General features: G+C 45.5%; 10 protein-coding genes. 8 read left to right on the top strand and 2 right to left on the bottom strand.

Features of this window, described 5'->3' with window-relative positions; translation table 11 throughout:
- Positions 1–180 precede the first annotated feature (180 nt).
- From OXB_RS05760 to OXB_RS05790, 7 genes are all read left to right on the top strand, one after another.
- Entirely contained in the window at positions 181–516 is a 336-nt protein-coding gene (locus tag OXB_RS05760) for an ArsR/SmtB family transcription factor (RefSeq protein ID WP_052483881.1), read from the top strand.
- 21 nt (positions 517–537) lie between these two features.
- Positions 538–1,491 (top strand): cation diffusion facilitator family transporter, encoded by a 954-nt coding sequence (locus tag OXB_RS05765; protein WP_041072596.1) that lies wholly within the window; start codon positions 538–540, stop codon positions 1,489–1,491.
- A 123-nt stretch (positions 1,492–1,614) separates the two neighbouring features.
- On the top strand, positions 1,615–1,902 hold the full coding sequence (locus tag OXB_RS05770) for a metal-sensitive transcriptional regulator (RefSeq protein ID WP_041072599.1): 288 nt from the start codon (positions 1,615–1,617) through the stop codon (positions 1,900–1,902).
- 71 nt (positions 1,903–1,973) lie between these two features.
- On the top strand, positions 1,974–2,174 hold the full coding sequence (copZ, locus tag OXB_RS05775) for a copper chaperone CopZ (protein WP_041072601.1): 201 nt from the start codon (positions 1,974–1,976) through the stop codon (positions 2,172–2,174).
- 120 nt (positions 2,175–2,294) lie between these two features.
- Positions 2,295–4,706 carry a heavy metal translocating P-type ATPase gene (locus OXB_RS05780; RefSeq protein WP_041072603.1) on the top strand — a complete coding sequence of 804 codons (2,412 nt, stop codon included), beginning with the start codon at positions 2,295–2,297 and terminating at the stop codon, positions 4,704–4,706.
- 160 nt (positions 4,707–4,866) lie between these two features.
- Positions 4,867–5,706: a gluconate 2-dehydrogenase subunit 3 family protein gene (locus tag OXB_RS05785; protein WP_041072605.1), complete on the top strand. Its 840-nt coding sequence runs from the start codon at positions 4,867–4,869 to the stop codon at positions 5,704–5,706.
- A gap of 16 nt (positions 5,707–5,722) precedes the next feature.
- Positions 5,723–7,468: a GMC family oxidoreductase gene (locus OXB_RS05790; RefSeq protein WP_041072607.1), complete on the top strand. Its 1,746-nt coding sequence runs from the start codon at positions 5,723–5,725 to the stop codon at positions 7,466–7,468.
- A gap of 269 nt (positions 7,469–7,737) precedes the next feature.
- Here OXB_RS05790 and OXB_RS05795 read toward each other — a convergent pair whose 3' ends face one another.
- Positions 7,738–9,270, bottom strand: a complete 1,533-nt coding sequence (locus tag OXB_RS05795) for an AbgT family transporter (protein ID WP_041072609.1) — start codon at positions 9,268–9,270, stop codon at positions 7,738–7,740.
- A 262-nt stretch (positions 9,271–9,532) separates the two neighbouring features.
- On the opposite strand from OXB_RS05795, the gene norA reads away from it, so the two are divergent.
- On the top strand, positions 9,533–10,699 hold the full coding sequence (norA, locus tag OXB_RS05800; protein ID WP_041072611.1) for a multidrug efflux MFS transporter NorA: 1,167 nt from the start codon (positions 9,533–9,535) through the stop codon (positions 10,697–10,699).
- 56 nt (positions 10,700–10,755) lie between these two features.
- On the opposite strand, the gene OXB_RS17875 is transcribed toward norA, so the two are convergent.
- Positions 10,756–12,051, bottom strand: coding sequence for a sensor histidine kinase (locus OXB_RS17875; RefSeq protein ID WP_052483883.1), 1,296 nt, complete (start codon positions 12,049–12,051; stop codon positions 10,756–10,758).
- Positions 12,052–12,391: the final 340 nt, after the last annotated feature.

Here is a 12,391-nt window from a genome sequence, read left to right on the forward strand (position 1 = left end):
ACCAATACAAATTGGAAACAATTCGGAATAGTGCCGGAATTGCATGGGTGACTGTCACCTTTACAAGTTAGAAAAATAAATTAGAGAACTCTAGACTTATTGGTTGATATTTCATGACAACAATCATATTATATGAACATATGCTCATATAGACATTAACGCGTAAGGGAGGAATAGGAAATGAACGAGGAAAATCATAATGAACAGCCGCTCATGGGAGAGTATCGGCATTTGGATGAGGAGACATTGTTTGTTGTCTCGCAAACGTTTAAAGCACTGAGCGATCCAACGAGAATCCGGATATTAAACTTGTTATGTTCCGAAGAACATTCTGTGAATGATATTGCGGAGACGCTTAATTTAAGTCAATCCTCAGTTTCCCATCAACTGCGTTTTTTAAAAAACTTACGTTTGGTGAAGTTTCGGAGAGAGGGAACGACCCTCTATTATTCAGAGGACGATCATCATGTTATGAACTTATTGAAACAGGCGATTGATCACGCAACTCATCATTGATTATACAAAGGGGGGTTCCCAATGGGGCATGACCACGGGCACGATCATACACATGGTGCCAATAAAAAAGTATTATTGATTTCTTTTTTAATCATCACATCCTATATGATTGTCGAAGCAGTCGGTGGATTTTTAACAAATAGCCTTGCCTTATTGGCGGATGCAGGTCATATGTTAAGTGATTCGATTTCCCTAGGCATCGCATTGCTTGCTTTTAAGTTTGGGGAAAAGGCAGCGAGCACGAGCAAGACATTTGGATACAGGCGCTTCGAAATTTTAGCTGCGGTTTTAAATGGTGTGACGCTGATCATCATTGCATTGTTTATCTTCTATGAAGCAGTGAAGCGTTTTGCCAGCCCGCCAGAAGTGGCGACGACAGGGATGTTGATCGTCAGCAGCATTGGATTAGCTGTCAATATTCTCGTCGCCTGGATCATGATGCGCGGCGGAGACGTGGAAGAAAACTTGAATATGAAAGGCGCATATCTACATGTCATTAGTGATATGCTCGGTTCGATTGGGGCTATCGCAGCGGCCCTGCTCATGATGTTTTTCGGATGGGCATGGGCAGATCCATTGGCGAGTGTAATTGTTGCCATACTGGTCTTGCGCAGCGGCTATTTTGTATCTAAGTCGGGACTGCATGTGCTTATGGAAGGCGTCCCTTCAAACGTGGATCTGAATGACGTCCTTCACGCTATCCAAAATGCAAAAGGTGTTCAAAGTGTGCATGACTTGCACGTTTGGTCCATTACAAGTGGGTTAAACGCGCTTTCCTGCCATGCAGTGGTGGACGATCAAATGACCATTGCGGAAAGTGAACAATTGCTGCGTGCTATTGAGTATGATTTGGCACATTTGAATATTCATCACGTCACCATCCAATTGGAAACGCCCTCCCATGTCCATGACGATTCGATCTTATGCCAAGTGAAACCCGAACCCGCTGGGGACCCCCATCACCATCATCATTGAAAAGGTGACAGTTACACCAATACAAATTGGGAGCGATTCAGAATAGTGTCTGAATTGTAAAGGTGACTGTCACGTGTTATAATAGGGGTATAGGGTATGTAAGAACTCTGAGGAGTGATTGGTATGTCAGAAACAACGAAGAAGACTGTCCAGCCTAATAAGCAGCAGCTTTTAAATCGGTTGAAACGGATTGAGGGGCAAGTGCGAGGTGTCCATCAAATGATTGAAAATGATCGCTACTGTGTAGATATCCTACACCAAATCAGCGCCATTCAATCAGCGATGAATAAAGTGTCCTTAGCATTATTGGAAGACCACACGCATCACTGTGTTGTCAATGCCATTAAAGGGCAAGATGGAGAGGCTGCTATCCAAGAGCTGATGAGTGTCATGAAAACGATGACGAAATAATCTTTTTGATTGAAATACCATAATGGGGTATAGTATATTGTGAGTGACAACAAAACAGGAGGTTTTTTATCATGAAAGAAGTACTAAAAGTAGAAGGTATGTCTTGCAACCACTGTGTCAATTCCATCGAAACGAGTGTTGGCGGTCTGAATGGCGTTTCTGCAGTTAAGGTCGACCTTACGAACAATGAAGTGACTGTTGAGTTCGATAACGATGCAACTTTGCAACAAGTTAAAGAAACAATCGAAGATCAAGGATATGAGGTTGCGTAAGTAAGGAAATTTACACCGTACGGGGGTATAAATTAAAAGATTGCGAAGCGATTATACGGTGAAGTATAATCCTTCTTTTTTCAAAACTATATACCCCCATATAGTATTGGAGGAGTAAAAATGGCAACTCAAGAAAAGACCTTGAAGATTAACGGGATGACTTGTGCTGCGTGTGCAAACCGAATCGAAAAGGGTTTATCCAAAATGGAAGGCGTCGAGAAGGCGAATGTCAATTTTGCTTTGGAAAGTTCAACGATTGTGTATGATCCGGAAAAAGCGAATGTCCATGATTTTACATCGAGAATTGAAAAAATGGGCTATGGCGTCATTCAAGATAAAGCCGAATTTGATGTAACAGGCATGACGTGTGCGGCGTGTGCAAGTAGAATTGAAAAACGGATTAATAAAATGGACGGCGTTTCAAACGCTGCGGTCAATTTTGCGCTTGAAACATTGACAGTCGATTATGATAGTGGTCAAACGAGCCCGAATGAGATGATGGCCATTGTGAAAAAGATGGGCTATGAATTGATAGCGAAATCGGATGGCAAGGATAAGATAGACCATAAAGAACAGGAAATCAAAAAGCAATACCGGAAATTCATCTTCTCCCTGATCTTGACCCTTCCGCTATTATGGACGATGGTCGCCCATTTTGAATTTTTATCATTTCTCTACTTGCCGGAAATTCTGATGAATCCATGGGTCCAGTTGGCCCTTGCGACGCCGGTCCAATTCATCGTGGGGGCGCAGTTCTACAAAGGTGCATTTAACGCGTTACGAAATAAAAGCGCCAATATGGACGTATTGGTCGCTCTCGGTACAAGTGCCGCTTATTTCTATAGCCTTTATTTATCAGTTGAATGGATGAACGCGGGCAGCGTCGGAGAACCGGAATTGTATTTTGAAGCATCCGCTGTCATTATTACGTTGATCGTTCTTGGAAAATTGTTCGAAGTGCGCGCTAAGGGGAAAACGAGCCAGGCCATTCAAAAACTACTCGGTCTGCAAGCGAAAACAGCCCGTGTCTTGAAAGACGGGGTGGAGCTGGAAGTGCCGATTGAAGAAGTGGTAGCGGGCGATGTCATCCTCGTCAAACCGGGCGAAAAGATCCCGGTCGATGGAGAAATCATTAACGGCCAATCGGCAATCGACGAATCGATGGTTACGGGGGAAAGCATCCCTGTCGATAAGGCGGTCGGGGATCCTGTCATTGGCGCGACAATCAATAAGAATGGGTCCTTGCAGATTAAAGCGACAAAAGTCGGCAAAGATAGCGCCCTATCGCAAATTGTCAAAGTGGTAGAAGAAGCACAAGGATCCAAGGCGGAAATCCAGCGATTGGCAGATAAGATTTCTGGCATCTTCGTCCCGGTCGTCGTCGGGATTGCGATCTTGACTTTCCTCGTTTGGTATTTCGCCGTAACGCCAGGTGATTTCCGGGCGTCACTCATTCCGACCATTTCCATCCTGGTCATTGCCTGTCCGTGTGCACTCGGTTTGGCTACGCCGACTTCGATCATGGCGGGTTCAGGTCGAGCTGCTGAAATGGGATTGCTCTTCAAAGGCGGGGAACATCTGGAGAATACTCGTTCCATCGACACAGTCGTGTTGGATAAAACAGGTACCGTGACGAAAGGTGAGCCTGCCTTAACGGATGTTATCGTATCGGAAGGTTTTGGGGAACAGGACGTTTTGCAATGGATCGGATCGGCTGAAAACCAATCGGAGCATCCGTTGGCGCAAGCGATCGTGACCGGCGTCAAAGAAAAGGGAATCGATTTGATCGAACCTGCAGCTTTCAAAGCACTCCCTGGGTATGGAATCGAAGCGGAAGTTGCTGGGAAGCAGGTTCTTGTCGGTACGCGAAAATTAATGCGCAGTCGGGATGTAGCCCTTCAGGATATTGAAACTTCAATGGAGAAAATGGAAGGGGAAGGGAAAACGGCAATGCTGATCGCAATCGATGGAATGTTGGCGGGTGTCGTGGCAGTGGCAGACACTGTGAAGGAAACGTCCAAAGAAGCGATCGAGCGAATGCAGGCACTCGGATTGGACGTCATTATGTTGACAGGAGACAATCAGCATACCGCAGAAGCGATCGGTCGGCAAGTCGGATTGTCTCATGTCATTGCAGAAGTGCTGCCGGAACAAAAAAGTGAGCAGATCCAGAGATTGCAGGAACAAGGAAAAAAAGTAGCCATGGTCGGCGACGGCATAAATGATGCGCCAGCACTTGCGATGGCGGATATCGGGATGGCCGTCGGGACTGGAACGGATATTGCCATCGAAGCAGCGGACATCACGCTAATGCGCGGCGATTTGAATAGTGTGGCGGACGCCTTCATTATGAGCCGTAAAACGATGCGCAATATTAAGCAAAACTTGTTCTTTGCCTTTTTCTACAACACAATCGGAATTCCAATCGCGGCAGTGGGTCTGTTGGCCCCTTGGGTTGCGGGTGCCGCCATGGCGTTCAGTTCCGTTTCCGTCGTGCTTAATGCCCTTCGGCTTCAACGGGTCAAATTGTAACTTTATGAAAAGAATCCATTTTACTGATCAGGTAAAATGGATTCTTTTTGTTGATTTGTAATCATGCAAAATGTATTTCTTGAACCAACTTAGTGAATAGATTTGGATGACTATGCAAACGATGGATAGAAAGCGGTTAGTCTCAAAGGAGGAGTTCAGTATGTCAGATAGACCAACAGACGTGAATGAGAAGAAGGGGATGAGCCGGCGGACTTTCATGAAGAATACTGGGCTAGTTGCGGGAGGAGTGGTAGGAGGGGGGCTATTTGGCGGTCTGCTGACGAATCAGTTCCAGAAAAAGACGGACGTCAAAAATACCAGTACTGGGAAGGATAGCGGTCAACTACAAGACGCTCGTGTGTTTTTTACACGTGCGGAGGATTTTGATATTCTTTCGGCCGCCACTGAACGCATATTGCCCAAGGATGATCTAGGTCCTGGTGCCATTGAACTTGGAGTCCCTTATTTCATTGACAAACAGTTGCACAGTGAGTGGGGGATAAACGCTAAGGAATACATGAAGGGGCCTTTTGTCTTGAATATGGATACTACCGGCAATCACAACAAGACAAGGGATCAGGACAACCAAGGGCCAAATACGGAAACACAAGTACCAACGCCTACTCCACGGTATCAGACCAAGATGAATCGAGGAGAAATCTTCATTATAGGGCTTCGTGGAATGGATCTTACGGCTCAAAAGGAATTTGGAGCAAAATTTGTCGAGCTAAGCCCCGAACAACAAGATGAAGTGATGCGAATGTTTGATGATGGCCAAGTGGAGTTAAAAGGGATTGGATCCCAAAACTTTTTCCATTTGCTCTTACAGACGACACTCGAGGGGGCGTATGCGGATCCCGTATATGGCGGCAACCGCGATATGATGGGTTGGAAAATGAAAGAATATCCGGGACCGCGTGCAAGTTATATGGCACAAATTGAACCGGAAGAGTTCGTGAAGTTGGATCAGCAAAGCTTACGTGATTATCAAGGTCACTAATGGGAGGGTGTAAAATATGGTGATTAAATTGGATAAAGTGGATGTTGTTATCGTTGGAACTGGTTGGGCCGGTGGAGTAGTGGCGGCAGAGCTTTCAAAGGCAGGCTATAAGGTGGTTGGATTGGAACGGGGAAAAAACCAAGTGCGCGCGGATTACATAGGGGTAAAAGATGAGCTGCGCTATACAAATCGGTATGAAATGATGCAAAACCTTGCCCCTGAAACAATTACATCCCGCAATTATCTGGATGAAACGGCGCTACCTGTAAGGACTCGGCAAGAAATGATGGCGGGCACTGATTTAGGTGGAGGGAGTGTACACTGGGCGGGGTCGACATACCGTTGGAGACCGTATGATTTTAAAATTCGTAGCATGACGATTGAAAGATACGGAAAAGCAAAAATTCCAGAAGGCATGACCATTCAGGACTGGGGCATCACCTACGACGAAATGGAGAAGTATTATGATCGATGGGAAAAGACGGCCGGCATTTCGGGTGAACCTGATCCGTTAGGCGATAAGCGGACCAACGACTATCCGAATCCTCCTATGATGGAGTCACCGCCAATCAAATTATTTAAAGAGGCGGCAAAAAAGTTAGGGTATCATCCATTCCAAGTCGCCTCTGGAAATCTTTCGCAGGGCTATACAAACCCTGATGGGGAAGTGATGAATGCATGCATGTACTGTTCCTATTGTACCCAATATGGATGTGATTTCGGTGCAAAATCCGATCCGCTTGTAACGGTTCTTCCTACGGCGATGAAAACCGGGAACTACGAAGCGAGAGTCGGTTCATACGTCCGCCGCGTTTTGCATGAAGGCGGTAAGGCGACGGGGGTCTTATATGTCGATGATTTGACTGGGCAGGAGTACGAGCAACCCGCAGATGTAGTCGTACTGGCGGCATTTACATTTACGAATAATCGCCTATTGATGTTATCCAAAATCGGTCAACAATATAATCCGCAAACGAGGAAAGGTGTCATCGGCAGGAATTTGAACGGACAATTCAATATTACATTCCTTGGTGCAAGAGGCTACTTTGAAGATAAGAAATTCAACTATTACGCTGGCGCTGGTGCATTAGGCGGAACAATGAGTGATTTTGCGGCGGATAATTTTGACCATACGAACTTGAATTTCATCGGTGGCGGCGGAATTGAAATGAGGCAATACGGAGAAGCTGCTATTTCGAGTAATCATGTACCTAAAGGGACACCGAAATGGGGAGCGGAGTTCAAGAAAAACTCCATCCATTACGCGTACCGAAATCTCGTTGTTTGGTATACTCCGAATGTTATGTCTTGGTGGCATAACTTCTATGATTTAGATCCGACGTATAAGGATGATTTCGGTGACCCGCTTTTACGTATCACAAATAAATATACAGACCAGGACCGGAATATCGCCAAATTTGGTATTGAGAAGTGCCGTGAAATTATGGAAGAAATGGGTGCCGACATTATTGATGAGGATGAAGTGCCGTACGAATTCGACCATATTTATTCTGGTGGGCATTACGCAGGTGGAGTCATTATGGGAACCGACCCAGCTACATCCGCTGTGAATAATTACTTGCAAATGTGGGATATGGACAACCTCTTTGTCGTTGGAGGTTCTGCGTTTCCACAATTCGGCGGCCATCACCCGACTTCGACAATCGGAGCGTTGGGGTATCGGGCTGCTGAAGGAATCGACAAGTATTTGAAGAATGGCGGACAACTGGTAGCAGGGAAAATGGAAAGCAATAAAGTATAAATGACCAAAACCAAATGATGGCACACTGTCTTCGGATAGTGTGTTTTTTCATGGTAATAAAAGCGCCTGGTACTTTTTCAGTCTATGGTAGTCAACAGAACCCGAATGTCTGTCCTTGGTTGAGTAGCCGATCATTTAAATGTGATTATAAGCTGACCCGTAATACAGAAAATGAATTAGAAAGCACCTCCAAATATGATCAACATACCAGGAGGTGCTGCATGTGTATAGGCGTTGTTTGGACTGCGCAACCAAGGTGATGTGATTTATTATGGAAGATAATAAATCGGTGAGCCAGGTCCTAAATCGATGCCCAAAAGCATCCAGACAATCAATGTCAGGGTCCAGAATGCCAGGAAGAACATGGAATACGGGAACATGACGGAGACGAGTGTCCCGATTCCCATCTTTTTATCATACTTCTGTGCAAAGGCGATGATGATAGCGAAATACGTCATCAGCGGTGAAATGATATTGGTGGAAGAATCCGCGACGCGGTACGCCATCTGAGTCAGTTCTGGCGAGTAGCCGAGCTGCATCATGATCGGGACGAACACGGGCGCCATCATGGCCCATTTCGCGGAAGCACTGCCGATGAACAGGTTGATGAAAGCCGCAATCAAAATGAATAAAATGATAAGCGGGATGCCTTTCAAATTGATGCTTTGCAGGAACTCTGCCCCGTATACGCCAAGGACAAGACCCATATTCGACTCCGAAAAGAATGCGACAAATTGGCTCGCAGTAAAAGACAGCACGATGAATGCGCCCATCGCTGCCATCGTCGCGGACATCATATTTGCCACGTCTTTGTCATTCCGGATCGACTTGGTCACTTTCCCGTAAACAAGACCTGGTACGAAGAACAGGAACGTGATAATCGGCACAAGGGCTTTCATGAATGGCGATTTGATGATTGGCATGTCCCCCTCATCCCCACGTAACGGTGCTCCTGGAAGAAGCACAAGAAGGGAAACAAGGATACCTGCCACAAGGACCGAAATAACTGCCCAAATCAAACCTTTCTTTTCGATAGCGCTTAACTTCTCCATTTTCTCACGGTATTCGCCGTTATACTCCCCGAGGCGCGGTTCAATGATTTTCTCGGTCACCCAAGCACCAACGAACGTCAGGACAAAAACAGATACGGCAATGAAGTAATAGTTCATCGCAATATTCATGCCTTCCGCGTAATCCGGATTGATGATGGCCGCGGACATGATAGTTAATTCACCGAGCAGGGCGTCGGTCCCGGACAGTAGCAGGTTGGCACTGAATCCGCCGGAGACACCGGCGAACGCCGCAGCCAGACCGGCAAGCGGATGACGACCGAGCGCCGCGAAAATGACGGCTCCAAGCGGCGGCAAGACGACATATCCTGCATCGGAAGCAACACTGGACATAACGCCGGCAAACACGAGCCCCAGCGTAATGAGGCGCTTCGGAACGGACATGACGAATCCGCGAAGCAATGCGCTAATTAGGCCGGAACCTTCGGCAATCCCGATTCCAAGCATAGTGAGCAGCACGACACCGAGCGGCGCGAAGCCGATGAAGTTCGCTGTCATATTCGTAATGATATAATGGATTCCTTCCCCGCTCAGAAGGTTGAATACCTCGATCATTTCCCCATCTTTTCCGGGATGGGCGACTTTCACGCCGAGGGAAGAGATGACTGCGGATAAAATAATGACAACTAAAGCCAAAACCGCAAATAAGGTAACGGGATGTGGTAAACGGTTCCCTGTCTTCTCAATGATGTCTAGGAATTTCTGAAAAAATCCCCCTCGTTTTGTTTCCATGGACAAACTCCTTTTTGGTAGAATATACTATCTTAATATGTTGTAAATGGCTGCTTCTTTAACATGCAAATTTCAGTATATATAACAATTCATAAGAAATGAATACTTTTGGGAAATAACTAACTAGGAGAAAATATTACACTATTACACCAATTGAATAAACAAACATGGAAGTTTAAATAACCACGTTTGTTTAAACAGTCTTGTTTGTTTGAACAAATGTGATTGTTTGGTGATTGGTGCCTTAGAGAGGGTTTTATAGATGAAAAATCAAAAAGGTGTGTTGGCAATACTGTTAACGAACTTGTTCATTGCCTTCCTCGGAATCGGGCTCGTCATTCCGGTACTGCCGACCATCATGAATGAGTTGAACATTTCTGGCAAGGTCGTTGGGTACATGGTCGCCGCCTTCGCGATTACCCAGCTGATCGTTTCCCCGTTTGCCGGCAGCTGGATCGATAAATATGGCCGGAAAATCATGATTGTGCTCGGCTTAGTCGTATTTGGCTTCTCGGAATTTTTATTCGGGTATGGGAAGACGGTGGAAGTTTTGTTCATCTCCCGTATGTTGGGCGGGGTGAGTGCGGCTTTCATCATGCCGGCGGTGACAGCATTCATTGCGGATATCACAACGAGTGAAACGCGCGCCAAGGCGTTGGGCTATATGTCAGCGGCTATCAGCACAGGTTTCATCATTGGGCCGGGCATCGGAGGGTTTCTCGCCGAATTCGGCACGCGCGTTCCATTTTATTCAGCGGGGGTGTTGGGGATCTTGGCCGCAGTTCTCTCCCAGATTATGCTGAGAGAGCCTGAACATGCGGCTGCGGAGATTCCGATGCCTGGCCAGCAGACCGGCCTCCGCCGCATCTTCATCCCGATGTATCTCATTGCGTTCGTCCTCATTTTCGTGTTGTCTTTCGGACTTGCATCGTTTGAATCGCTGTTCAGTTTATTTGTTGACCATAAATTTGGTTTCACTCCGAAAGACATTGCGATTATCATTACAGGTAGCGGCATTGTAGGGGCCATCAGCCAAGTCCTTTTATTCGACCGATTGACCAAAAAGATGGGGGAAATCAATCTGATCCGCTATTCCCTCATCGTGTCCGGGCTGCTTGTATTGTTGATGACGTTTGTCAGTTCGTATTTCGCTATTTTATTGACCACCTTCGTACTGTTTACAGGGTTTGACCTTATTCGTCCTGCCATCACATCCTATTTGTCGAAAATTGCTGGCAATGAACAGGGGTTCGTCGGAGGGATGAACTCCACCTTTACAAGCCTTGGCAATATTTTCGGTCCAATTGTCGGCGGGTTTCTGTTCGACATCGATGTCGATTACCCATATTATTTCGCTGCCATCGTTATAGCGATTGGAACCGTGATTGCATTTTTCTGGAAGCAACCGAAGCATATATTTTTAAGGTGACAGTTGAAAAAAGCACATGGTCTGGTTCATGTGCTTTTCCGTTCATCCATGTTTTATCATCCGGCTCCATCTACAAAGAAAATCTCCAGTTCCTGAATAAACCACTGCCCTTCGATTTGCGTCTTCAGAAGGGCGTTTTCGTATTGTTGTAAAATTTGTCGGACATTCGAAAGGCCGATGCCCCGGTCCGTCCCTTTCGTGGAAAATGATTCCCGACCAAGGTCCGTCAACCGGATCGTGTCTTCCGGAGTGGTGTTCCGGATACGGATGACAATCGAAGGGGAGTCCGTCTTCCAAAAGGCGACATCGACTTTTCCTTGTTCCATTCGGAGATTCGCTTCAATTGCATTGTCCATTAAAATTCCGATAATTCGGGTCAAATCGATAATGTCCATCCGGATGTCGTCAATCGGTTCGGGAATTCGAATCGACACTTGAATGCCTTGCTCATCCGCTTCAATCGACTTTGTGGCAAGCAACCCTCTTAATCCGACAAGTTGCAAATGATCAAGACTGCCGAGCACTCTGTTCCGAAATAGCGTATGCTCCCCAGACGTGATGATATGTTGCTTGAAATACCGCTTCAAGTCTTTTAAATTGTCCGTATCCAAATACCCTTGGATTGTCTGCAATATATTCGCATAGTCATGGCGAAATTTCTGCATATCCCGATTGACTTGTTCCAAAGCTTCCATGTACATCATGTATTGCTCCAGCTTTATTTCCCGTTGTTTCACTTGCTGTTGGCGTTGTAGATGGATAAATAATAAGCCAAATATTCCCCCGGCCAGAGCCACATAACCTACTTGGATGACAAAATTGATCCTCACTAGGGTGATCACATTTTCAGTCGAAATCGTGAATATGTTCCAATACAAAATAAAAACAGTCGCACTGATCAGTAATACGACTAGGACGAGTATGATAGGCGAACTTTTGAAGAGGCACCATTGTGTTGCGATTATACGCTTATACACATAGACGTAGCCTAGGAATAGAAGGAGGAAGCACACCAAATGGATCGGCAAAGCTAGGCTTGTTCCGGCGAACAAGGGATGATTCACAATTTGCGCCAAATGATCGGCGAGGATGCCTCCTATAAAAATACTCAATAAATCGATAATCACCCGGATATTACGTGAAAATAGATAGAAAATGAGAGTGGTGGAAATCATCAGGATAAGGATGCCCAGCCATCTAGCCATCATGAAAGCCAGTATAGTCGGCAATACAACGCCGAGTGACAAAATGGAAACTTTTCGGATATCGGCCCGAATGCCTAATAAATAAAAGAGAGCGGAAAATATAGCTATAAGCTCTATTCCACCTAAAATAAATGGGGTTTTGCTCAATACCTCGACCTTCTTTACAGTTTCTCGATGGTTTGTATTATACCAATTATTTCTTAGAAAAGGTGCCAGGCACCAAAACAAACATAACAAACGTGAAAGTTTTAATTAACTTGTTTGTTTGAATAATCGTGTCAATTCAAACGCAACGACCCGGTATTTTTTTGACTTTTCCAGTAACTATGCTAGCATATAAGAAGGGCCTACTTTTGTTAAGGGTTTTTACTTAAACAATATGGGGTTACTTTTACTTTTTTGCAATGTTAATCTGCGTACGTTTCTTATCTTTATTACTTCTACATTTCCGCATCTTACTAGAGCACTCTAGTACCAATTAACGAAT

This window comes from Bacillus sp. OxB-1 (assembly GCF_000829195.1).
Lineage (GTDB): Bacteria > Bacillota > Bacilli > Bacillales_A > Planococcaceae > Sporosarcina.